The sequence below is a fragment of the Phaeobacter sp. B1627 genome (genome assembly GCF_006265095.1).
Taxonomy (GTDB): Bacteria; Pseudomonadota; Alphaproteobacteria; order Rhodobacterales; family Rhodobacteraceae; genus Epibacterium.
In genome coordinates, this window is sequence record NZ_VCNK01000006.1 from 173,937 (window position 1) to 197,499 (window position 23,563).

At 61.1% G+C, this 23,563-nt stretch carries 21 protein-coding genes and 1 tRNA gene; 15 read left to right on the forward strand and 7 right to left on the reverse strand.

Going from position 1 to position 23,563, the window contains the following annotated elements:
* Positions 1-65: 65 nt before the first annotated feature.
* A complete protein-coding gene (locus FGE21_RS05330; RefSeq protein WP_139662254.1) occupies positions 66-1,058 on the forward strand; it encodes a TAXI family TRAP transporter solute-binding subunit in 993 nt (330 codons plus the stop codon).
* Here the strand turns inward: FGE21_RS05330 and FGE21_RS05335 are convergent.
* Genes FGE21_RS05335 through FGE21_RS05345 form a run of 3 tightly spaced genes read right to left on the reverse strand, consistent with a single transcriptional unit; the run spans position 1,016 to position 5,227 of the window.
* Positions 1,016-2,107, reverse strand: coding sequence for a lipocalin-like domain-containing protein (locus tag FGE21_RS05335; RefSeq protein WP_255731374.1), 1,092 nt, complete (start codon positions 2,105-2,107; stop codon positions 1,016-1,018). The genes FGE21_RS05330 and FGE21_RS05335 overlap by 43 nt on opposite strands.
* Before the next feature lie 31 nt (positions 2,108-2,138).
* Positions 2,139-4,568 (reverse strand): ABC transporter permease, encoded by a 2,430-nt coding sequence (locus tag FGE21_RS05340; protein WP_139662256.1) that lies wholly within the window; start codon positions 4,566-4,568, stop codon positions 2,139-2,141.
* On the reverse strand, positions 4,565-5,227 hold the full coding sequence (locus FGE21_RS05345; protein ID WP_139662257.1) for an ABC transporter ATP-binding protein: 663 nt from the start codon (positions 5,225-5,227) through the stop codon (positions 4,565-4,567). The genes FGE21_RS05340 and FGE21_RS05345 overlap by 4 nt, the downstream gene beginning before the upstream one ends.
* Before the next feature lie 164 nt (positions 5,228-5,391).
* Here FGE21_RS05345 and FGE21_RS05350 point away from each other — a divergent pair, with 164 nt between their 5' ends.
* Together FGE21_RS05350 and FGE21_RS05355 are read left to right on the forward strand one after the other, a co-directional pair.
* On the forward strand, positions 5,392-5,838 hold the full coding sequence (locus tag FGE21_RS05350; RefSeq protein ID WP_139662258.1) for a potassium channel family protein: 447 nt from the start codon (positions 5,392-5,394) through the stop codon (positions 5,836-5,838).
* Positions 5,839-5,883: 45 nt separating this feature from the next.
* Positions 5,884-6,744 (forward strand): YihY/virulence factor BrkB family protein, encoded by an 861-nt coding sequence (locus FGE21_RS05355; RefSeq protein WP_139662259.1) that lies wholly within the window; start codon positions 5,884-5,886, stop codon positions 6,742-6,744.
* A gap of 371 nt (positions 6,745-7,115) precedes the next feature.
* On the opposite strand, the gene FGE21_RS05360 is transcribed toward FGE21_RS05355, so the two are convergent.
* Both FGE21_RS05360 and FGE21_RS05365 read right to left on the reverse strand, forming a co-directional pair.
* Positions 7,116-7,832, reverse strand: coding sequence for an RlmE family RNA methyltransferase (locus FGE21_RS05360; protein WP_139662260.1), 717 nt, complete (start codon positions 7,830-7,832; stop codon positions 7,116-7,118).
* A 75-nt stretch (positions 7,833-7,907) separates the two neighbouring features.
* Positions 7,908-9,020 carry a Ppx/GppA phosphatase family protein gene (locus tag FGE21_RS05365; RefSeq protein ID WP_139662261.1) on the reverse strand — a complete coding sequence of 371 codons (1,113 nt, stop codon included), beginning with the start codon at positions 9,018-9,020 and terminating at the stop codon, positions 7,908-7,910.
* 310 nt (positions 9,021-9,330) lie between these two features.
* On the opposite strand from FGE21_RS05365, the gene FGE21_RS05370 reads away from it, so the two are divergent.
* The 11 genes from FGE21_RS05370 (at position 9,331) to FGE21_RS05420 (ending at position 21,308) form a co-directional block, all read left to right on the forward strand.
* A complete protein-coding gene (locus FGE21_RS05370; protein WP_139662262.1) occupies positions 9,331-9,627 on the forward strand; it encodes a virulence factor in 297 nt (98 codons plus the stop codon).
* A 29-nt stretch (positions 9,628-9,656) separates the two neighbouring features.
* Positions 9,657-10,589, forward strand: coding sequence for a methylenetetrahydrofolate reductase (locus tag FGE21_RS05375; RefSeq protein ID WP_139662263.1), 933 nt, complete (start codon positions 9,657-9,659; stop codon positions 10,587-10,589).
* A gap of 3 nt (positions 10,590-10,592) precedes the next feature.
* The gene (locus FGE21_RS05380; RefSeq protein ID WP_139662264.1) at positions 10,593-11,654 is read left to right on the forward strand and encodes a methyltetrahydrofolate cobalamin methyltransferase; all 1,062 of its coding nucleotides are present in this window, start codon (positions 10,593-10,595) and stop codon (positions 11,652-11,654) included.
* A 493-nt stretch (positions 11,655-12,147) separates the two neighbouring features.
* The gene (locus FGE21_RS05385; protein WP_139662265.1) at positions 12,148-13,185 is read left to right on the forward strand and encodes an NAD(P)-dependent alcohol dehydrogenase; all 1,038 of its coding nucleotides are present in this window, start codon (positions 12,148-12,150) and stop codon (positions 13,183-13,185) included.
* A 390-nt stretch (positions 13,186-13,575) separates the two neighbouring features.
* Positions 13,576-14,460 (forward strand): AraC family transcriptional regulator, encoded by an 885-nt coding sequence (locus FGE21_RS05390; RefSeq protein WP_139662266.1) that lies wholly within the window; start codon positions 13,576-13,578, stop codon positions 14,458-14,460.
* A gap of 96 nt (positions 14,461-14,556) precedes the next feature.
* On the forward strand, positions 14,557-15,471 hold the full coding sequence (locus FGE21_RS05395) for an ABC transporter substrate-binding protein (RefSeq protein ID WP_139662267.1): 915 nt from the start codon (positions 14,557-14,559) through the stop codon (positions 15,469-15,471).
* A gap of 70 nt (positions 15,472-15,541) precedes the next feature.
* Positions 15,542-17,044 (forward strand): sugar ABC transporter ATP-binding protein, encoded by a 1,503-nt coding sequence (locus FGE21_RS05400; RefSeq protein WP_139662268.1) that lies wholly within the window; start codon positions 15,542-15,544, stop codon positions 17,042-17,044.
* Complete coding sequence (locus FGE21_RS05405; RefSeq protein ID WP_139662269.1) at positions 17,034-18,005, forward strand: ABC transporter permease; 972 nt, start codon at positions 17,034-17,036, stop codon at positions 18,003-18,005. The genes FGE21_RS05400 and FGE21_RS05405 overlap by 11 nt, the downstream gene beginning before the upstream one ends.
* A gap of 80 nt (positions 18,006-18,085) precedes the next feature.
* Positions 18,086-18,817, forward strand: a complete 732-nt coding sequence (locus tag FGE21_RS05410; protein WP_139662270.1) for an SDR family oxidoreductase — start codon at positions 18,086-18,088, stop codon at positions 18,815-18,817.
* Between the two features lie 97 nt (positions 18,818-18,914).
* Entirely contained in the window at positions 18,915-20,543 is a 1,629-nt protein-coding gene (locus tag FGE21_RS05415) for an FGGY-family carbohydrate kinase (protein ID WP_139662271.1), read from the forward strand.
* Positions 20,544-20,582: 39 nt separating this feature from the next.
* Positions 20,583-21,308 carry an SDR family oxidoreductase gene (locus FGE21_RS05420; protein ID WP_139662272.1) on the forward strand — a complete coding sequence of 242 codons (726 nt, stop codon included), beginning with the start codon at positions 20,583-20,585 and terminating at the stop codon, positions 21,306-21,308.
* A 516-nt stretch (positions 21,309-21,824) separates the two neighbouring features.
* Here FGE21_RS05420 and FGE21_RS05425 read toward each other — a convergent pair.
* Both FGE21_RS05425 and FGE21_RS05430 read right to left on the reverse strand, forming a co-directional pair.
* On the reverse strand, positions 21,825-22,310 hold the full coding sequence (locus tag FGE21_RS05425; protein WP_139662273.1) for a hypothetical protein: 486 nt from the start codon (positions 22,308-22,310) through the stop codon (positions 21,825-21,827).
* Positions 22,311-22,418: 108 nt separating this feature from the next.
* Positions 22,419-22,508: transfer RNA gene (locus FGE21_RS05430), tRNA-Ser, on the reverse strand.
* A 120-nt stretch (positions 22,509-22,628) separates the two neighbouring features.
* On the opposite strand from FGE21_RS05430, the gene FGE21_RS05435 reads away from it, so the two are divergent.
* On the forward strand, positions 22,629-23,501 hold the full coding sequence (locus FGE21_RS05435; protein WP_139662274.1) for a DUF2059 domain-containing protein: 873 nt from the start codon (positions 22,629-22,631) through the stop codon (positions 23,499-23,501).
* Positions 23,502-23,563: the final 62 nt, after the last annotated feature.

Consider the following 23,563-nt stretch of genomic DNA (forward strand, 5'->3'; position numbering starts at 1 on the left):
TTCAGCTTGACAGAGTTTCACCCCTTTGAAATTTTGCGCACACCGGCACGTGGGGGGAAGTTTGAATGCGAGCGAGGATCAGGGCCCTGTCACTGTGCGTGGCAGCGTCAGTCACCTTTGGCGGCCTGACATCATCCCCGGCACAGGCAGAGGATTTCATTACAATCGGAACCGGTTCGGTATCCGGGCTGTATTTCCCGTTGGGAACCGCGATGTGTCGTCTGGTCAACAAGGACCGTCGGCGCCATGGCATTCGCTGTACCGCGGATGAAACCAGTGGATCGCTGGACAATCTGCAGGCGCTGCGCGACGGGCGGCTGGATTTTGCCATCGTGCAGTCGGACTGGCAGGCCCGCGCCTATGAGGGCACGCCGCAGTTGTCGAACGGGGTGCCGTTCACTGATCTGCGCGCCCTGGTCTCCCTGCACTCCGAGGTGTTTACCGTGGTGGCCAGAGCGGATGCCGACATCGCCAGCTTTTCGGATCTGCGTGGCAAGCGGGTCAATATTGGCAATCCCGGCTCCGGTCAGCGGGCCACGATGGAGGTTCTGATGGCCGCCCTGCGCTGGGGCACCGACAGCTTTTCCGAAGTGCACGAACTCCCCGCCGAAGCGCAGTCCGCAGCGCTTTGTGCAGGTGCCTTCGACGCGATGGTGTTTGCGGTCGGCCATCCCTCCGCCTCTGTCGAAGAAGCAACCACGGCCTGCGATTCCGTCCTGGTGCCGCTGGATGATCTGCAAATTCGCGCCACGGTGGTTGACAGCGACGTCTATGAATTTGCCGAAATCCCCGGAAACCTCTATCGCGGCAACCCCGATCCGGTGAAATCCTTTGGCTTTGCCGCCACTTTGGTGACCACCCGGCAACAGAGCCTCCGGGTGGTCAATTCGCTGGTCCGCAGCATCATCAGCAATCTCGACAGCCTGAAGCGCGCACATCCGGCCTTTGCGTCCCTTGATGCGGCCGAAATGGTCGGCTCCTACCAGACGGCGCCGCTGCATCGTGCGGCGCGGGCCTATTTCCGCTCCGAAGGGTTGCTGGAACGCGCATCACCATAGCCCGTCATTTCCAGGTATCCGGTTCCGCGATGGCTTCCCGATAGGGCAACCGGGCCTTCCCAATAGGAAAAGGATGTCCCCATCCAGGCACCGGGATTGAGGGCGGCAACCTCCACAGAGACTCCGCGCGTCGGGATTTCGACCTGCCAGAGCGTAGGGATGTCACGTCCGGCCACTCGTGACCACGAGACGGGTGTGGCGATGAATTCAGCCGGGCTGAGCGGGGTGGTGGCTCCATCTGCGGTGATCCAGCTGCCGGAGGTGAAATCGCCGCGCTCGCCCCGCAACACGAACCCCATGACTTTTTCTCCGCTGTCAAAGCGCAACGAGAACCAGTCCCAGCCGCTTTGGTCCGCCGCCAGCGGCTGGCTGGACCATTCCCGGTCCAGCCAGGCCTCTCCGGTGACCTCGACCGGACCATCTGGCAGCACCACGGTGCCGGTTACCCGATAGGCGGGCTGCGAGTAGTAGAAACTGGCCTGACCGTCCTCGGATTTCACCGAATAGCCGTTTTCCCCATGAAGAATGAGCGGTCCCTGCTGCTGCAGGGAAAGATCATAGGAGAACTCCGTGCCGCGCGCCGTGACCGAGAGGTTGTCCAGCGTGTCGTCCGCGGATGTCAGTGACCAATCATCGATCCACGCAGAAAACGGATCGGTGACCACACCGGCCTGACCGATGCCACCCCGACCCAACCGCTCGGCGTAGCTGTGGGAGGTCGCGGTGGTCACTGCCGCTTGGCCCATCCAGATATGAGGATTTTTCCAGCCCTCCGGACCACCTGGACCACCTGGACTACCTGGGCCAGCTGGACCCTCCGGAACAAGGGCGGAGCGAAACAGCGTCCATTGCACGCCCAGATCCTCGCCGGAGGCGGTGCGCAGGTTGGCGGTCAGATACCACCACTCCACCCGAAACCCCGGATGCGGGCCGTGATCAGCCGGGAACTGGAGCTGCCGCCCTCGGTCAGGGACGGCAAAACCCGCTGCGTCGCTGCCGAGATTGGCATAGCCCTGGCCTTGGGCCCGGCTCCACAGGATCAGCAGCATCAATCCTGCGAGGACAAAGACCCGAAAGGCCCTAGGGGCGATCATTGGAAAACACCCCCAGCAGCTGCGCCGGAGCAAGGCGCAGCAAGCGCAGGACCGGCGTCAATGCGGCCAACCCGGCCGCGAGGCAGGTCAACAGGAGAAGGCGGGCCCACGCGCCCGGAAACAGATACATCGGCAAACGCCATCCGAAGGCCTCAAGGTTGATGACATTCAAAAGCACCCAAGCCAGCCCCAATCCGAGGGGGAGGGCAAAGACAAAGGTCAGAATTGCAAAGCCCAGGCTTCTCAGGAACTCAAGCCCCGCCAGCCGCGCCCGGCTGATCCCCATGGCCCAGACCGGAGCCAATTGCGGCAGGCGGCGGGTCCACTGGCTGAGAAAGCTGGTCAGCATGGCAAACCCCGCGACCGCCAGCGTCAGAATGTTCAAGGCGCCGGTCACCACGAAGGTGCGGTCAAAGACGGCAATGGAGAGAGATTTGATCGCCTCCTTGTCGCGGATCGCCGTCCGGGTGATGTCCAGATCCTGCTCCAGCCTCTGCGCGAGGTCATCGCGGCTCATGCCCTCGGGAGGCACCAAGCCGATGCGCAGCAGGGTGGGCGAGGGAACCTGTGCCCGCAGGGCCGGAAGGGATGCGATGATCTGCTTGTCGGGATTGCCATAATCGGAGTAGACCGCCGCGACCGGTGCCGACCAGCCCGGACCGACGGTCATCCGGTCACCGACCTGAACCCCGTCCCGCTGGGCCAGCTGTTCGTTCACGAAAACCGCCCCCCCGCCGTGAAGCCGCTCCCAGGCGTCGGGTGTTTTGCGCACTAGGGGCCAGTGCTCGCGGTACAGGGGATCATCGACCACGCCGTAGATGCGCAGCGGGGCGGAATTCAGCCGCGTATCGCTGTAGAACTGCGGCAGGCTCCGGGCCCGGAGCAGGGTTGCCCAGCGCAATACGGACTGGGCCTGCGCCTCTGTTTCCACCTCCACGAAGACATCGGCGACCAGGCGTTGATCGATCCAGTCGACAAAGGTCATTCGAAAACTCGACACCATGGTTCCGACGCCGACATTGGTCGCAACCGCAAGCAGCAGCGCCATCAGCGACAGGGACAGTCCCGGCAGTTGCAGCCGGCTGTCTGCCGCCAGCCATTGGAGCTCGGGCGACCCTGCCATGCGACGTGCCCCCTGCAACAGCAGGTTCAGAACCGGAAGCACCAGCACCGCGCTGCCGAGCATCAGACCGCCGAGACCGACGAACCCCGCCAACAGGCCGGACCCGAAAGAGAGAACCACCGCGCCGAGACCGATCAATCCCGCGCCGCTCAGGCACAGGATCTGGATCTGTGAGGCGCTCAGCCGGGCCGGCGCATAGGAGGCCTGTGACAGGTGTCGCGCAAGGCGACGCAGCGATATCAGCGCCTGCAGCCCCGCCAGCAGCGTTCCGGCCAACGCCATGCCGAGACCGGACAGCACCCATGACAAACGGAGCGAGAGTGTCCCGTCCACCGGCGCGCCATAGAGCCCGCGCAGCGTTGCGCTCACATCCGGCAGCAACAGGCCTGCCAGACTGTAGCCGACGACCAGACCGACCGCGCCCGCCACCAGCGCGAGCAAGATCAGCTCAAGCAGCAGAGCCGTCATCAGCGAGGAGACAGAGACCCCCAGACAGCGCAATGTCCGGATTGTGCCGCGGCGCTGTTCGATGCTCAGCATGATACTGCCCTGGACAATGAACAGACCGACGCCAAAAGACAGAAAGCCAAACGCCGTCAGGTTGAGGTGGAAACTCCGGGTCAGTCTGCCGGGATCGCCCAGCGGGCCGTCATTCGTGGCCGTGACCACCAATCCCGGAGCCCGCGCACTCAGGGGCGGCAGATCGCGCGGCTGATCCGGCAGGATCAGGAGACGACTGAGCTGCCCCGGCCTGTTCAACAGCGCCTCGACGACGGAAATGTCACTCAGGACCAGATCCGGCGGCAGATCCGGCAGGGAGAAGATCCGAGCCGCCTCCTGGTCATCGCGTTCCAGTTTGGCGCGAGTCCCGGGATTGGCAAACATCACGCCCGGGGTCATCAGGAGGCCGGCCACGTCAAGGTTACCTTCTGTTTCGGCAGCAGCGGCCATCGCCGGGGCGCCGGGGTAGCTCAGCACATCCACCCCCAGCAGGGTGACCGATTGTTCCCCTTGCCCCCAGACCCCCTCCAACACCGGAGAGAGCTGCCAGCCGGCCCGCCGCAAGCGCACATAGGTTTCAAGGGCGATCGTGCCCTCGGGCGAGGTGAGGGCCGCCATGTCGCCGGTTCCGAGCCGCTCCACTGCCCGCTCGTAGGAGGCCCGCGCCTCGGCATTGATTGCCTGTACGGCCGACCACAGGGCGGTCGCCAGAGCCAGCCCTGCGATCAGAAGGACAAGCTGCAACGGCGCCCGTCGCCAGTGACCGAACATCGTTGCAAGCACATGGATCATGATCCCGCAGGCCGCACCTGACCGCCGCTCAGATGCAGATGCCGGTCACATTGCGCCGCAATCTCGGGCGAATGGGTGACAAGGAACAGAGCGCAGCCTGTGCGGTTGACGAGATCAAGCATCAGACGCAGGACTTCGGCGCTGGCTGTCTCGTCCAGATTCCCCGTCGGCTCATCCGCCAGCAGGAGATCCGGGCGCAGCGCCAGAGACCGCGCGATTGCGACCCTCTGCTGCTGCCCCCCAGAGATCTGGTCGGGATACCGCTCCAGAAGATCGGAGAGGCCGAGATGCGAGACGAGAGTGTCAGCCCATTGCGGATCGAACTGCTGCCCGAGGCGGGCATGCAGCGAGATATTGTCCGCCACATTGAGCGCAGGCACCAGATTGAACTGCTGAAAAACAAGCGCGATCCGCCCCCGCCGCAGCTCTGATGCCGCCGGATCGGACAGCCGGGAGATATCCCGGCCCCCGAACAGGATCTGGCCACTGTCGGGGCGATCAAGGGCGGCCAGCAGATGCAGGACCGTGCTTTTGCCGGAGCCACTGTCCCCGGTCAGCGCAACACTTTCGCCACGGGCCAGCTCAAACGACGCGCCGCTCAGGACATCGCGGTTCTGTCCCGCATACCTCCGGGTCAGATCTTTTACGGACACAAGCATAAGACTGTCCCCTGAACCAACATCTTGTTCCATGGATGTCGTGCAAGCGTTGCATGTTCAAGCCCCAATTTCTAAGCTGCGGCAAAGCGTGGCGGCCGTGGACGGTCGCAAAATCAAGCGCAGGACACAGGCCAGAGGCAGGCCAAGCAGGGAGCCGTACTCATATGTCGATGATCGAGCAGATCTTTTGGGGCGGGCTGGTCCTCGGCGTTTGCCTGATCTTGGAATCGGCGATGCTGGTGTGGTGCGGACAGGTGCTGCGGAGCCACGAACGTCGGTTTCCCGACCGCCTGGACAATCTCCGGCGATTGGGCGGTGTGCTGATCTCCACCGGATTCGTCGTGGCCGCCCATACCGCGCAGGTCTGGATCTGGTCTGCGGCCCTGATGGTGAAGGCGGAAACTTTCAGCGACTGGAACACGGCGGTGTATTTCTCTGTGGCGACATACACGACGCTGGGCTACGGCGATGTGGTCCTCGACAGCGATCACCGGATTTTCGCCTCCTTTGCTGCGATGAATGGCATGCTGGCCTTCGGGATCAGCACCGCGTTTCTGGTCAGCACCATGCGCACGGTCTTTTCAAACGGCGTCAAGCATTCCGGCTCCTGACGGCTCATTCATTCGAAATTTCTCATCGGTTTTCAGGAGAGCGACATGACTATCGCGCAGAAGGCAATCAGACCCGCTCAGATCCTGCGCCGCGCGGTGGGGCGGTTCAATAGCAAGAACGCCTGGGTTCTCAGCAGCCATATCGCAATGTCGATGATGATGGCCCTGTTCCCGTTCGTGCTGTTTACCGTCGCCCTCAGCGGTGCCATCGCCAGCATCCTGTCACACCGCATCGTGGTGGAGGATGTGGTCAACCTTGTGTTCGGCAGCTGGCCCGCCTCTGTCGCCAAACCCATCACCCGCGAGGTCTATGCGGTTTTGGAAACCTCCGGCACGGGGCTGATGACCCTTGGTGGTATCCTTGCCCTTTATTTTGCGTCCAACGGCGTCGATGCGATCCGTATTGCGCTCCTGAGTGCCTACGGCCAGGAGGAAACACGCCCCTTTTGGAAACACCGGCTCATCTCTGTCGGTCTGGTCATTCTGGGCGGTTTCGGGCTGCTGCTTGCGGCGGTTTTCGAATTGGTCCTGCCCTTGGGGGCACGGTTTCTTGCGCGGTTCTTTCCGGATCTGGATTTCCTGCGCGGCTGGGAAAACGGCGCCAACGGGTTGGTGGTAACGGTCGTTCCGGTTGCAGCGGTCTTTCTCTATCATCTGGTTCTTCTGCCAAAACGCGCCACACTCGGGCAAATCTTCCCCGGAGTCGCGGTGACGCTGATCCTGTGGTGGGCGGCAGGCTTCGGATTTGCTGTCTACGTGTCCAGTTTCGCGAGCTATTCGGCCACCTATGCGGGCCTCGCCGGCGCGATGGCCGCCTTGATCTTTTTGTACCTGAACGCGGCCATCTTGATTTTCGGGGCCGAAATCAACGGCGTTCTGGAACGCGACCGCACGGCCCGGAGCTGATCTGGTCAATACATTCAATTTTCAACATACGGACTGATTTTGCCATAATTCGGACGCCACCCGGGCCTGCTCTCCATTGAGAGATAGGGCAGGTGAGTGAATCCGGGGAATGAGTTCTATGGCAAAATTCAAGGCAAAGAAATTCAACGCAAAGAGTGGTGCATCCAGCGGCCGTCAACGTTTGCTGGAGCTCTCGCGCCAGTCACCACCCCCCGCCTCCGTGCGCCGGGGCAGCGTGCAGACAGCCACGCGGCGAGACCCAAACGACGCGTGCACGGATGCCGTCCTGCAGATGCGCGACATGGCTGTGCAATCGTTGAAGACGCCGCGAACCCGCTCTCTGTTCAGCTAGCCCGGCGGCAATAATGCCCTCAGCCGCGAAATCCGGTGGCGACGACAAATTTTTCAGAACTGTCCGCGCGGGACGACGGCGGCTTCACGTTTGCGACAGCCTTGAATTTCTGTTTCAGAAGCTTTTGCAATTCGCCCTCGGCCCCGCCGGCGAGCACCTTCGCGACAAAGGTGCCGCCATCCTCCAGCACGTCAAAGGCGAAATAGGCGGCTGCTTCGCACAGCGACATGATCCGCAGGTGATCGGTTTGCTTGTGACCCGAGCTGGAGGCCGCCATGTCAGACATCACCACATCAGCCTTGCCCCCGAGCCAGTCCTTGACCTGGTCATCGGCACCTTCATCCATGAAATCCAGCTGATGGAACTCGGCGCCTGCAAGTGGCTCGACCTCCTGCAGGTCGACACCGATGATCCGCCCGATCGCCTTGCCGCTTTTTTCACCCAAGGCGTTTACCCGCGGCACCGCCACCTGAGCCCAGCCGCCCGGTGCACAGCCGAGGTCAACCACGCGCGCGCCCGGAACCAGAAAGCGATATTTGTCGTCCAGTTCCATGATTTTAAAGGCCGCACGCCCCCGGTAGCCTTCGATCTGGGCGCGTTTGACATAAGGGTCGTTCAATTGCCGTTGCAGCCAACGGGTCGAACTGAGCGTGCGTCCGCGCGCGGTCTTGACCTTCACAGTCAGGTCACGCTGCCCGCGTCCTGACGTATTTTTTCCTGTCGGAGTCTTTGCCATGGTCAAACCTCTCGCCTGCGGCCCCCGCATGCGGATCGGGATGCGGATGGGGCGCTATACCCGATCTCATCCCTATCAGAAAGAGCCGTCTTCCAAAACACCGTCCGCGCTCATCTGTGCATAAAGCAGGCCTTCGCGCAGGCCGCGATCGGCCACCGACAGCCGGTCCGTGGGCCAGCAGCGCAACAGCGCCTGCAGGATTGCCGCGCCGGACATGATCAGCGCCTGGCGGTCTTCGCCGATCCTGGGGTCGCGGCGCCGTCCGTGAGGGCCGAGATCCAGATAGCTGCGGATCACCTTGTCGATCTGATCAGAGGTCATCCGCAAACCGTCCACCTTGGTCCGGTCGTATCGCTTCAACCCGAGATGAGACGCCGCCACAGTAGTGACCGTGCCGGATGTGCCGACGATCTGGAACCCTTCGCGGGCCTGAACATCCTTGTAGGGGGCAAAATCCGCGAGGTTTTCCTCAAAGAACCAACTCATCAGCGCAAACCGGGCGGCGTCATCGTCGACGTCGCTGAACTGATCCCGCAGGGTCGCCACGCCGAGCGGCACGGAGATCCAGTCCACGACTTTTGCTGCCGGAAACGGGCTGTCGGAATTGTGAAACCCGGCATGAAGCCGCATAATCGCCGAGGGGCGATCGCGACGTGCAATCGAGGACAGGTCAATCCACACCAATTCGGTTGAGCCGCCACCGATATCGACCACCAGAAGCTGCTCCGTTTTGGTCGAGACGAGAGGCGCGCAGGATATGACGGCCAGCCGGGCTTCTTCTTCGGGCTGGATGATATCCATCATCAGCCCGGTTTCACGTTTGATCTGGCGCATGAAGTCGCGCCCGTTCTTCGCCCGGCGACAGGCTTCGGTCGCAACGAGGCGCATGCGCTTCACGCGATTGCGAGAGATTTTCTGCTGACAGATCCGCAGCGCCTGAATCGTGCGCGCCATTGAGGACCGGGACAGACGCCCGGTTTTTTCCAGCCCGGAGCCCAGTTGCACCGACTTGGAAAAACTGTCCACCACATGAAAGCCGCTGCCCTTTGGCTGGGCAATCAGCATTCTGCAGCTATTCGTACCGAGATCCAGCGCCGCATAGAGCGCATCGGGATCCGGCCGGGCTGGTACAGGTGTCTCAACCGCTCTGGGAAACGCTCCTGTACCTTTGGAACGCCTGGGCGCCATGAATCACGCCCTCCGATTATCGTGTTGGCTCAACCCTACGGCTGCCTGTGCGGCTGTGCAAGAGACAGCGGCATAGAGCGCGGTCGAAAACACAGAGATCAAAGCCAGAAAACAGGCGCGCGGCTGTCAGAGCGGCTCATGATTTTGTTGAATAATTTGAGTGGCCACAGCGGTGGTCACGGGGCAGGGGAAAGAATACCATCCGCGGGGAAAGGTCGCTCCTCCCACCTTTGTTGTCGAAATCCGACGCACCAAGCGATCCACAGCGAATTAGAAACGCGATACGAAGACGTATCAGGAAGGAACGGCAATGCCCGACGTCACCATTGTTTACTGGCGCGATATCCCCGCTCAGGTCATCGTGGGCAAGGGGCGGCGGGGCTCGAAACGGCAGCTCGAAGAACGGTTTGAGCAAGCCATCGACCGGGCTGCAATGAAGGTGAACGCAAAAGACAGCGATGCCTATCTTGCGGAATGGCGCAAGGCCGCGCCCTACTCTGTGGACGGGGAGCCGGATCAGATTGCCGAGGCCGAAGCCACACGTCTGGAACAGGAATTCGATCAGGAGCGTCTGAAGGCGCTGATCGCAAACGACGGTTGGGCATGATTGCCCGCACCTCACTCTGGGAGGCCGCCATGGCTTTGTTGAATTTCAAGAAACGTGCGACTGAGGCCGAGACCACAGTCAACCCGCAGCTCGAGGCGTTCCTGTCCGGGTATTCCATCGAGGTCATGCCACGCACCGCGCAAAAGGTAGAGGATTTCCGCGAGCTTCTGCCCGCAGGCACCCGTGTCTACATCGCGCATATCGAAGGGACGCCGATCGAAGAGATGGTCGCGACGGCGAAGCGCCTGAACGCGGACGGCTATCCGGTCATGCCCCATTTCCCCGCCCGGATCATCCGCGACAAGGCCACGCTGAACGACTGGATCGCCCGCTATCAGGGGGAGGCCGATGTGAAACAGGCGCTGTTGCTGGCCGGCGGCGTCACTACACCACACGGTGATTTCCACAGCTCCATGCAGCTGTTGGAAACCGGCCTCTTTGACAAAGCCGGCTTCACCAATCTGCACGTTGCAGGGCACCCCGAAGGCAACAAGGACATCGATCCCGACGGGTCAATGACAGCCGTCACCGAGGCGCTCCACTGGAAGCAGCGGTTTTCTGACACCACTGACGCGAAGATGGCGCTGGCCACCCAGTTCGCTTTTGAAGCAAAGCCGATCATCGCCTGGGCGAACGGTCTCAGGGAGGCGGGAATTGATCTGCCGATTCATATCGGCATTGCGGGGCCGGCGAAACTGCAGACATTGATCAAATTCGCCATTGCCTGCGGTGTGGGGCCATCCCTCAAGGTTCTGCAAAAACGCGCCATGGATGTCACCAAGCTCATGTTGCCCTACGAACCGACCGAGGTTCTGAACGAACTGGCGGCCTACAAGGCCGACAACCCCGATTTCAACATCACCAACGTCCATTTCTTCCCTCTTGGCGGTATCAAAACCAACGCGACATGGGCAATCAACAACGGCGGCTCGAGCACTGAGCCTGCCAAACAGCAAGGATAAACCATGACCCGTACTGTCCTGGAATCGAAGACAAAAACTGCAGTCCTTGGCTTTGACGAACCGTTTTGCGTCATCGGCGAGCGGATCAATCCGACGGGGCGCAAAAAACTGGCCGCCGAACTGGAAGCGGGCGATTTCTCCACCGTCGAAAAAGACGCGGTTGCACAGGTTCTGGCGGGGGCGAGTGTGCTCGATATCAACGCGGGCGTCGTCTACAACTCGAACCCGAACCCGAATGAAACAGAGCCGCCGCTGATGACCAAAATCGTCGAATTGGTTCAGGGGCTGGTTGACGTTCCGCTCTGTATCGACTCCTCGGTGCCGGGCGCGCTGGAGGCGGGGCTGGCGGTCTGCGAAGGCCGTCCGTTGCTGAATTCCGTCACCGGCGAAGAGGAGCGGCTGGAGCAGATCCTGCCGTTGGTGAAGAAATACAACGTTCCGGTTGTTGCGATTTCGAACGACGACACCGGAATTTCCGAAGATCCCGATGTGCGTTTTGAGGTCGCAAAGAAGATCGTTCAACGGGCGGCCGACTTTGGCATTCCGGCCCATGACATTGTCGTTGACCCGCTGGTGATGCCGGTCGGCGCGATGGGCACTGCGGGGCTTCAGGTTTTTGCGCTGGTGCGCCGTCTACGTGAAGAGCTGGGCGTGAACACCACTTGTGGCGCGTCAAATATCTCTTTCGGCCTTCCGAACCGCCACGGCATCAACAATGCGTTTCTGCCCATGGCAATGGGGGCTGGGATGACCTCGGCTATCATGAACCCCGTGGCGCTGCCGGTGACCCAGAAAGTGATCGCCGAAAAGAAAGAGCTGGTCGCGGCCAGTGGCATTGTGCTGCCGGAGGACATGGATGACGAGACCTTTGTCACGTTGTTCGGCCTTGGCTCCACCAAGCCGCGCGCCGGCAAGGAAATGGAAGCGATCCGTGCTGCCAATTTCCTGACAAACAACGACCCGCACGGCGGCGAATGGATCAAGTTCAACAAGGCACCGCTCAAAGAGGGTGAAGAATCGCGGGGCCGGGGTGGCCGCTCCGGCGGTCGCCGCCGTCGCGCCTAGCGCGGGACCCCTGGCCGAAGATTGTGACAGAAAATTGTGCAAGGGTCGGCGTGTCCGACCCTTCTTTTATCAACCGGTTTAACCAGCCAGCGCCGGCTTTCCGGACCCTTCTCCAAATAGGCAGGCTCGACGGGTCCGCCCTTTTCCTCATTCTCAAGGCTGGGCTTGTGCGGCGCGTATGGCATTGGCGCAACCGAGGTGCCGGAGTGGTATTGCGCAAACGGCCGATCGCGCGGGCGCTGTCACCCTCGCGCGCGCCGCGAATCGGACGTAAATCCAACGCTCCGCAGCCCGGCCTGCCCCCACCGCCAGCGCCGGACTTCAACTGGCTTTGCGCACTTCCCGATCCATGGCTGATACGAATTTTCCGCCGCAGCGCCAAATACCGGCTCGGCTGCGGAATTGTATTTACAACGTGACATTGGCGCTTCAGCACCAAGGAACGGGAAGATGACGCCTCCCGGATGAGGGGGGGCGAAAGGGAGGATTTGAGATGGAAGCGCTGGTTCTTGAGGAGAAGGGAAAGCTCGCTCTGCGTGATTTCGGGCTCGTCGGAGAGATGGGGCCGCGAGATGTTCGCATCAAGACGCATACCGTCGGCATCTGTGGCTCGGATGTTCACTACTATAGCCACGGAAAGATCGGCCAATTCATCGTCGACGCCCCCATGATCCTCGGCCATGAGGCCTCCGGCACGGTGATCGCCTGCGGCGATGAGGTGACAGACTTCAAGCCCGGTGATCGTGTCTGCATGGAACCCGGCATTCCCAACCCCGACAGTCGTGCGTCAAAACTCGGACTATACAACGTGGATCCTGATGTCCGGTTCTGGGCGACACCGCCTATTCATGGCTGTCTGATACCCGAGGTCATCCATCCTGCGGCCTTTACATATAAATTGCCCGAAACCCTGAGCTTTGCGGAGGGGGCGATGGTCGAACCCTTCGCCATTGGCATGCAGGCTGCGCTGCGTGCCCGGATCCAGCCCGGCGATCTCGCCGTTGTGACAGGGGCTGGGCCGATCGGGATGATGGTCGCGCTAGCGGCACTGGCAGGCGGCTGCGCCAAGGTGATCCTGGCGGATCTGGCGCAGCCGAAACTCGATATCATAGGGACATACGACGGCATCGAAACGGTGAACATCCGCCACAAGAGCGTAGTTGATGCCGTGCGCGAGGCGACCGAGGGATGGGGCGCGGATGTGGTGTTTGAATGTTCCGGCGCTGCGCCTGCCGTGCTTGGCCTGCCGGAGTTGGCGCGTCCCGGCGGTGCGGTGGTTCTGGTCGGGATGCCGGTCGAACCTGTCCCGATGGATGTGGTGGGGCTGCAGGTCAAAGAACTTCGGCTCGAAACTGTGTTCCGCTACGCGAATGTGTACGACCGTGCGATTGCGCTTATGGCCTCAGGCAAGGTTGATCTGAAACCGCTGATCTCCGACACGATCCCTTTCGCCCAGAGCATCAAGGCGTTCGATCGCGCGGTCGAGGCGCGTGAGACAGACGTGAAACTCCAGATCCGCATGCCGGACTGAGCCACGTATCTCTGAAGAGATCGTGTGCCTGCGGTGACTGTCACGCAGAGGCGCTGAACGGCCAGGTACAGGCGAAAAAGTATGAGGCTCCTATGGGGAAATATTTACGCGCCAAACCGCGGCGCCAAAACTGAGGCCAAACCGCATTTCCCCTGAATAGCGGCATTCTGGCGACAATTTTTATGCAGCGCGGCGTTCATGATGCCGCGCTGCGGCGTTTCTGCGAGGGTCCCGTTCACTCCCCCTGCGCAGGAACGTGGTCATACATGTTAAAAAAGTATCAGACAAAGCTCTGTGGTGAGGTAGAGCGCAGGAGGCAGCTCCGCTAGGGTCTCTCTTACTGAGACCGGTCCGGGGGGAGCTGGAGACGGTCACAGCGGGAGGATTGAGATGCAACCTGATCTGGAACTTGTCCATATCCGCAAGGGCGAGAGTTTTGCCGCGTGGATGCATGGCTATCCGTTCCGGACCGTGCGTTGGCACTACCATCCGGAATATGAAATTCACCTTGTGGTGGATACGCATGGCACGTTCTATCTTGGCGATCACATCGGCGAATTCGGTCCGGGTCAGTTGATCATGACGGGACCGAACCTACCGCAGAACTGGATTTCGGACGTCGGCCCCGATGAGAGTGTGCCAGCGAGATCCTATGTGCTCCAGTTTCCGGAGCGTTTCATCGAAGATGCCGCCGCCTCTATGCCCGAGATGGAGGCGATCCGTCCCCTGCTGGAGCGCAGCCATCGCGGATTGCTCTTTGATGCCGCGACGGGTGCGGCGGTGAAGCCGCTGATGCGTGAGACCTTCGAGGCCACAGGTCTCAGGCGGCTGGCTCTGTTCTGGCAGGTCCTTGATATCCTTGCCAATGCGCCCGACCCCGAGGAGCTCGCAAGTCTGAGCTATAAGCTCGATCTCGAAGCGTTGAGTGGAAGCGGGGTCAATCGCGCGATTGCCTATCTGCGGGAGAACCTGACCGAGAGTATCGACGAAAAGGATCTGGCGGATCTCGTGAACCAGAGCCCGAGCGCCTTTTCACGCGCCTTCAAACGTCACACCGGCTCGACGTTGGTGCGCTACAAAAATCAGCTTCGGGTGGATCTGGCGTGCCAGATGCTTCTGACCCGTCCGGAGGCGAAGGTGGCCGAAATCTGCTATGACGTGGGCTTCTCGAACCTTTCGAATTTCAACCGTCACTTCCTGAAGCTGAAGGGGATGTCGCCCTCCCGCTTCAGAGGGACCTTTGCCGCCAACGGAGTTTTCTCCGAGGTGAACTGACATCACGACCGCGACGATTTTACCGAATTCGGGCAGCACTGTGCTGGCCGGACCATGGCGGGTTCGCCTGCTGCTACACTTTGGGAGGATATCCATATGAAACATCTTTTTGGCGCCGCATCTGCCGTCGCACTGACCCTGGCCTGTGCGGCTCCTGCCTGGGCGCAGGGCGACAGCCTGAAAATCGGCATGACATTTCAGGAAATGAACAATCCCTACTTCGTCTCCATGCAGGAGGCGCTGATGGGCGCGGCAGAGGATCTGGGTGCAGAAGTCATCGTGACCGACGCGGGCCATGATGTGGCCAAACAGATTTCCGACGTCGAAGACATGCTGCAACAGGACATCGACATCCTGCTTCTGAACCCGACCGACAGCGCAGGTATCGAAGCGGCTGTGCGCATGGCCAAAGAACAGGGCGTGATCGTTGTGGCGGTCGATGCCAACGCAAACGGTCCGGTCGACACCTTTGTTGGTTCAAAGAACCGTGACGCCGGGTATCAGTCCTGCAAATACCTTGCCGAGGAGCTGGGAGGCGAAGGCGATGTTGCCATTCTCGACGGCATTCCGGTTGTTCCGATTCTGGAGCGAGTCGAGGGCTGTAAAGAGGCGTTCGGGGAATATGCGGGCATCACGCTTGTCGATACCCAGAATGGCCGTCAGGACCGGTCCGTGGCGCTCGGAGTTGTGGAGAATATGATCCAGTCGCACCAGAACCTCGTGGGCATCTTCTCGGTGAATGACGGTGGCGCCATGGGCGCACTGGCCGCAATCCAGGGCTCCGGCCGCGATATCAAGCTGACCTCGGTGGATGGCGCCCCCGAAGCTGCCGAAGCCATCGCCCGTGGCACGCCCTTCATCGAAACTACCGCGCAATTCCCGCGCGATCAGGTGCGCGTCGGTCTTGCCATGGCGCTGGCGCAAAAGTGGGGGGCGCGCGTGGTTCCCTCTGTGGTGCCGATCGACGTGATGGTTGTCGATGCGAAAAATGCCGCTGACTTCAGCTGGTAGGCGCCTTGCCTTGCCGCCCCCGCGTGACTGTGGGGGCGGCTTCCCTTTTTCCACGACCCCGGGGGGTGTCATGCTGCAACTGACCGGAATCAAGAAATCTTTCGGAAATATTCAGGTCCTTCACGGCGTTGATCTGGATGTGAAGGCTGGCGAGGTTCATGCGCTGCTCGGTGAGAATGGTGCGGGCAAATCGACGTTGATGAAGATCCTCACGGGCATTCTCCAGGCCACGTCCGGCCGCATCACGATCGACGGCAGGGAGCACCGTTTCGCCAATTATGATGAGGCCATTGCCGCAGGCATCGGCATCGTCTTTCAGGAATTCAGCCTGATCCCCTATCTCACGGCGGTGGAGAACATGTTTCTGGCGCGCGAGATGCGCAGCGGCCTCGGCCTGCTCGACCGCAAGGCGATGCAGGCGCGCGCGCGTGAGATCTTCGCGCGCCTCGAAGTCGATGTACCGCTTGATGTGCCCATCGCCAGGCTTTCGGTCGCAGAGCAGCAATTCGTTGAGATCGCCAAAGCCCTGTCGCTTGAGGCCCGCATTCTCGTCCTTGACGAACCGACCGCGACGCTCACTCCCACCGAGGTCGCCCATCTGTTCAAAGTCATGCGCGAGTTGCGCAAACAGGGGGTCGCACTGGTCTTTATTTCCCACCATCTTGAAGAGATTTTCGAAATCTGCGACCGCATCACCGTGCTCAGGGATGGTGAATTCGTCGGCAGCTGTATGGTGTCGGACACCGATACCGACCGTCTCGTCGAGATGATGGTGGGCCGGCGCATCGAAAACAGCTTTCCCCCAAAATCCGGTCCGCGTCCCGACGCCCGGGTGATGCTAGAATGCGAGGAGATTCAGCTTCGCAAGGGCGGCCCGGTCTCTGGGTTCGAGCTGCGGGAGGGCGAAATCCTCGGCTTTGCCGGTCTTGTCGGCTCCGGTCGTACCGAGACTGCGCTCGCGATGCTGGGCGCCTATCCTGCCGCGCGCTGCAAAGTGCTGGTGGATGGGGAAGAGACCCGTTTCAAAGAACCGGCAGAGGCGCTCGCGCATGGTATCGGCCTTTTGCCGGAAAGCCGCAAGGAACAGGGGTTGATCACAAGTTTCCCGATCCTTCAGAACATCTCGCTCAACAACTACGGAAAATATCGCCGCCGCCATTGGTTCATCGACCTCCGGAAAGAGCGCGCATGCACAGAGGCCGCGATGGAGCAGGTCCGCGTCAAGGCACAGGGGCCACTGGCGCGCATCGACACCTTGTCGGGTGGCAACCAGCAAAAAGTGGTCATTGCCCGCTGGCTGAACCATCAGATGAAGGTGCTGATCTTCGACGAGCCGACCCGCGGCATCGACGTCGGTGCCAAAGCCGAAATTTACCAACTCATGCGCGACTTCACCGCGCAGGGCTGTGCCATCATCATGATTTCTTCGGAACTTCCCGAAGTGATCGGAATGTCAGATCGGGTCTGTGTCTTCAATTCCGGCGGGATCGCCGCGACCGTCGAGGGCGAGGCCATCACGTCGGAAGAGATCATGACCCATGCCACCACCGGGAGGGACCGACATGTCGCATAACGCAACCATCACCGAGACGAAACAAGGCGGGATCGGCCTCGGCCGGATCCTGCATTCGCCCCTCGCACTGCCGCTGATCGGGCTGATTGTCGTCTCGCTCCTGATGGGGTTTGCCTCCGAAAACTTCTTTTCGGTGTCCAATATTATGAACGTTCTGCGGCAGGTGTCGATCATCGGCATCCTCGCGGTGGGAATGACCTTTGTGATTCTGACGGGGGGGATCGACCTGTCGGTTGGGGCGGTTATGGCGCTCTCGGGCACGATCACCGCGGGGATGATGGTCAACATGGGCTTGCCGGGGGCAATTGGCCTTTTGGCGGGGCTGGGCGTCGGGCTTGGGCTCGGCCTGTTCAACGGGTTCATGGTGGCATGGGGCCGGATGCCCGCGATCATCGTGACGCTGGCCACCATGGGGATCGCACGCGGCTTTGGCCTGTTGTATTCCGGCGGCTACCCGATCTCGGGCATCCCGTCCTGGGTGTCATGGTTCGGCATCGGTCGGGTGGGCATCGTGCCGGTTCCGGTCATCGCCATGGTCGTGATCTACGCCCTTGCCTGGGTTCTGCTGCAACGCACCGCCTTCGGGCGCCATGTCTATGCAATCGGCGGCAATGAACTGGCGGCAAAACTGTCGGGTGTGAAAACCCGGCGCGTCAAGCTTGCGGTCTATGCGCTTTCCGGCCTGACCTCGTCATTTGCGGCCATTGTCCTGACCGGCCGTCTCATGTCTGGTCAGCCGAACGCGGGCGTCGGTTTTGAGCTCGATGCCATCGCGGCCGTCGTGCTCGGGGGGACGGCGATTGCCGGCGGGCGCGGCCTGATCCTCGGCACGCTGATCGGCGCGATCCTTCTCGGCATCCTCAACAACGGGCTGAACCTGATGGGAATTAACCCCTACATGCAGGACGTCATCAAGGGGCTCATCATCCTGCTCGCCATCTATATCGGCCGCGAATGGTAATCCGGGCGGGCGGTCGCGGATAGCTGCGTCCGTCTCCCCACCACTCTCTTTTTCAAGGACCACCACAGGAGAAATAGCACATGTCTGAAACGCTGAAGGGCAAGGTCGCCGTCGTCACGGGCGCCGCCTCCGGCATCGGTCTTGCGGCCGTCGAGATGCTGCTGGACAAGGGGTGCACCGTGGTCATGGTAGACCGCAACGCCGAAGCTCTTGCCGGGCTGGTGGCGAAGTTCGGCGAAAAGGCCGTGGCCCAGGTGACCGATCTGCTCGATGCCGGGAGCTGCAGCGCAATGGTGCCCGATATCCTCGCAAAGACCGGACAGATTGACATCCTCTACTGCAATGCAGGGGCCTATATCGGCGGCGATTTCTGGGAAACCGATCCGGCATCCATCGACCGCATGCTGAACCTCAACATCAATGCAGTGATGAAGAACGTGAACGCGGTATTGCCGCATATGATGGAGCGCAAGACCGGAGACATCATCGTGACCAACTCCATAGCGGGTCATTTTCCGGCGGAGTGGGAACCGGTATATTCTGCCTCCAAATGGGCGATCACCAGTTTCATGCAGGGCATCCGCCGCCAGATGATCCCCTATGGGGTCAAGGTGGCTCAGGTCTCCCCCGGTCCCGTCATCTCTGCGCTGCTGGCTGACTGGCCCGAAGAAAACCTTCGCAAAGCCCGGGAAGAGGGCGCTCTGATGGATCCCGAAGAGGTCGCTGAGGCGCTCGAATTCATGCTCACCCGAAAGCGTGGCGTGACCGTGCGGGACGTCATCATAATGCCGAGCGCCTTTGCCCGGATGTGAGTTTTGCAGCGTCCTCTCACTTGGGGGCCGCTGTGAATGATATTTGAGACCCCTGTAGTGAGCCCCCAGTGGTGAGACCCTTGGGGAGGAGGCCCGGATGACGGAGTTTTTCATTGGTGTGGATGTGGGAACCGGATCGGCCCGTGCCGGCGTGTTTGACGCTGTCGGTACACTCATTGCGACCGCAAAACGCGATATTGACAGTTTCCGTGATGATAGGGGACGGGTCGAACAAAGCTCCGGGCAGGTCTGGAGCTCCGTCACCCGGGCGGTGCAGGAGGCGGTGACAGCCTCCGCTGTCGATCCCGCCGAGATCAAAGGCATCGGTTTTGATGCCACCTGTTCGCTTGTGGTGATGGGGCCGGACGGTGGCTTGCCGGTTGGTGACGCCGACGCGCCAGAGCGCGATATCATCGTCTGGATGGATCACCGCGCCACCGAGCAGGCCGGTCGCATCAATGCGGGCAATCACGATGTTCTGAAATACGTCGGCGGACGCATTTCCCCTGAAATGGAAACGCCGAAGCTTCTGTGGCTCAAGGAAAACCGCCCCGAGGTCTACGCCAAAGCCGCGCAGTTTTTTGATCTCACTGATTTCCTGACGTGGAAGGCCACGGGGAGGCTGGATCGCTCGTCCTGCACGCTGACCTGCAAATGGACCTACCTGGCCCATGAAGACCGGTTCGATCCGGAGTATTTCCGGGCAATCGGGCTTGGCGATCTGGCGGATGACGGCTTTGCCCGCATCGGGACGCGCGTCGTGCATCCCGGCACGTCGATCGGAGCGGGGCTGACCGAAGCGGCAGCACAAAGGGTGGGACTGCTCCCCGGAACAGCGGTTGCTGCGGGCCTCATCGACGCGCATGCCGGTGGGATCGGAACGGTCGCCGCACAGGGCGGGGTGGGCACGGCCGATGCCTGTCTCGGCTATGTCTTCGGCACCTCGTCCTGCACCATGACCACGACCCACGAGCCGGCCTTTGTTCCGGGTGTCTGGGGACCGTATTATTCAGCCATGGTGCCGGGCATGTGGCTCAACGAAGGGGGGCAAAGCGCAGCAGGGGCCGCCATTGCCCATCTTGTCACGCTCCATCCCGCAACTGCCGAAGCCCGCGTGCTGGCCCGCGCCGCGGGCAAGGGGCTCGTCTCCTGGCTCGCGGATCGCGCGCTGGAACTCGGCGGCGATGCGGCGGGGGCCGTGCGCCTGGCCGATCCTCTCCATATTGTGCCTGAATTCCTTGGCAACCGCGCGCCCTTTGCCGATCCGGACGCCCGGGCCGTCATCGTCGGGCAGGGTATCGAACAGGGCGTCGACAGTCTCGTCTCGCTCTATGTGGCGGGTATCTGTGGGTTGGGCTATGGTCTGCGCCAAATCCTCGAAGCTCAGGATGCAAATGGCGCGCCCACGCGGACGATTTCCGTGTCCGGCGGGGCAGGGGCGCACCCTCTGACCCGTGCGATCCTTGCCGATGCCACTGGGCGCGAAATCGAAATCACCGAATGCACCGAGCCCGTTCTTCTTGGCTCGGCAATGCTGGGCGCCGTTGCCGCCGGCAGCTATCCCGATCTTCCCAACGCAATGGCGACCATGTCCCGAGTCGCCACGCGCTGTATGCCGTCGGGCGGCGCCACCGCAATGCGCCATGCCGCGCGCTATGACGCGTTTGTCTCTCTTCAACGCCTCGCCCGTGAAACCCGCGCCGCAATGGCGTCCCTCCCCGAGTAAGCCGCCTGCACCTGGGCAAAAACACAAAGGACACATGACATGCAATTCTCCGGAAAGACCGTCATCATCACTGGGGCAGGCAAAGGCATTGGTCGCGCCAGTGCACTCCTCATGGCGGCACGTGGGGCAAAGGTCATTGCGATCAGCCGCACCCAGGCCGACCTCGACAGCCTCTGCGACGACATCGGCAGCATCTCTATCCAGGCCGATCTGAGCGATCCGGATGCAACCCGTGCCGCCATGGCCAAGGCCGGACCTGCGGATTTCCTCGTCAACTCCGCGGGCACAAATGTGCTCGAGAGCACCCTGGACATGACGGAGGCAGGTTATGACCGCGTGATGGACATCAACCTGCGGGCGGCCCTGATCGCCTGTCAGGAATTCGGGCGCGGTCGTATTGCCGCAGGCGGTGGCGGCAGCATCGTCAACATCACCTCCATCGCCGGTCATCGGGGCTTTGCCGATCATCTCTGCTATGCCGCCTCGAAAGCAGGACTCGAAGGTGCAAGTCGCGTTATGGCCAGAGAGTTCGGGGCACATGGTATTCGGGTGAACTGCGTGGCTCCGACCATCACCCTGACCGAGCTGGCTGTCGCAGCATGGTCTGACCCGGTAAAATCCCAACCAATGATGGTCCGCCACCCTGTCAATCGCTTTGCCGAGGCTGAGGAGGTCGCAAGAAGCATTGCAATGCTTCTGTCTGAGGATGCGAGCATGGTCACAGGCGCAGTTCTGCCAGTCGACGGCGGCTTTCTCGCCGTCTGAAAGCGCGTGCCGTGCGCGCGGAGCAGGCCCCGGTCGTGACCCTGACCTGCGCAGTGCCACGGCATTTCCTGACGCTCCCACCCGTGGCTATCCAGTGGCTATCGCATGGCTTTTGACGGTCTTTCAGACCACGGAAAGCACTGTTTACTGGCCAGCTTTCGCTCAACGCTGTGGTTTGGACGACCCTGCGCCTGCCCTGCCTGCGGCGGTCGCATTGGGCGGGCTGCCCTTGCTGGTCACCCAAGACGTGCCCGCAGCGCCGCTCGTGTCAGCTGAAGCGCAACCGCTGCGGTCCAACCCATTCGGCTGTCAGAGGTCGCGATTTCCGACCCGCTATGCGGTTTTCCAGCCTGTCGGGTGGTTCGTCGGGTCGCGGAAGGGGAAACCCAGCGCCACGCGGCTGTTTCCGCGGGCGCCGACCGCTTGATAGTGGGAATCCCAGAATCCTGTTCTTACGACCTTCCAATGGCCACTAGGGAGCGACGGCCCCGATCGCAGCAAAGCGCCTGAGCATATTTATTCGGTGGGCTTCTCGCTTTGAAGCTGCATCACAAGTTCGGCCATTGCCGCAGTTAGGCCCGAAGCGATGCGCCAAACCTGTAAAAGGTCTTCGTGAAGTTCTTCCAAGTCGGCAACCATAATGTCGCGGCCTTCGTCGGACTGTATCGCGATGTTGTGCCGTTCATAAAAGCCGTGGTTTAGGCGGTTCCGCGCCTTCAGGGCCGAAGCGAACCGTTCCGCTAGATGTTCATCGAACGCAACTTTGCCTTTGAGAACCCCGAGCAACCGCCCAAGCGTATGCGCTTCGATTTGGTCAAGTGCTTTTCGGGCGTTCGCGGGCTCGGGCGTGACATGCCACCCGTTTTCAATCGCAGTCACCGAAAGTACAAACGTTCCAAATTCAGTTTCGAAAAGCTGTGCCGCTTCGGCGGTTATGCCGAATTTTGCATAGAGTTCGTCGCGTGTTGCGATGTTTGCCCCAATCACGTTTTTCACGATCATAGCGGCCCGAACCCATGTGGGTAGACTGAAACCACCGCGCAAAAATTGCTACTAGATCGACAATCCAAATCCCCGCCTGGGATTTTATTTTATTATTTCAATGATATGTGGCGGAGAGACAGGGATTCGAACCCTGGGTTCCCGTGAAGGAACAACGGTTTTCGAGACCGCCCCGTTCGACCACTCCGGCACCTCTCCGCGGGGGGTGAGAGGGCGTTTAAAGGCGATTTCGGGCCTGTGCAAGGGGCGATTTCACAACCCGTTCAAGAAAATCGAATTTCTGTTTGCGCGACACTGTTTCAATCCTACAATTGCTGCATGAGCTTGACCTCCGACGCGATCATTCGCCCCGCCCTTTTCACCGCCCTGCTTCTGCGTGGCGCTGTGGCTCTTGTGACGTGCCTGTTACTTCTGATGCCCACAAAGACGCCCGCCGCAGAACCGGCTCAGATCGAGGCCTTTCTGAAAGTTACAGGGTTTGATGTCGCCCTTCAGAGCATCGCGCAATCCGCAGGTGAAGCGCCGCAGATGCTGGGCGTGGAGGCGGGGGACTTTGGTCTGGAGTGGGAGCGGCTGGCCGAGGATGTTTTTGACCCCGAAATAATGCATGACATGGCGCTGGATATTCTGCAGCAGACGCTTTCGAGCGAAGCGCTGTTTCATGCGGCGGAGTTTTATGCCTCCGACCTGGGACAACGGCTGGTCGAGGTCGAAAACGCCGCGCAACTGGGGGACGGCGGCTCTGACCGCGCCGAAGGGGACCGCCTGATCGCGCAAATGGCCGCGCGGGACGATCCGAAAATTGGCATCTTCCAGGACATGAACCGGGCCATCGGCGGCACGGACGGAGCCGTGCGTGCGGTTCAGGAAATCCAGGTCCGCTTCCTGATGGCGGCCAGCGCAGCCGGAATTATCGAATTGCAAATCGATATAGAAGGGTTGCGGGCCCTGATGAAAGAGCAGGAGGCCGAAATGCATCGTGCAATGGCAGCCTCCAACCTTGCCCATTCTGCCGTCACCTATCAGGGGTTCTCTGAACAGGATATGCGGGCCTATGTGGCCGCGTTGAAGCACCCGTTGATGAGGGAGGTCTATGAGCTTTTGAATGCCGTGCAGTTCGAGATACAGGCAAACCGTTTCGAAGAGCTGGCACATCGGATGCGCGACTTGCAGCCTGTGCAGGATCTCTGATTTAGCGTCATTGCAGGATTTTCGCCCGGGCGCTGTCAAAACGGGTTGACATATGGGGGCAT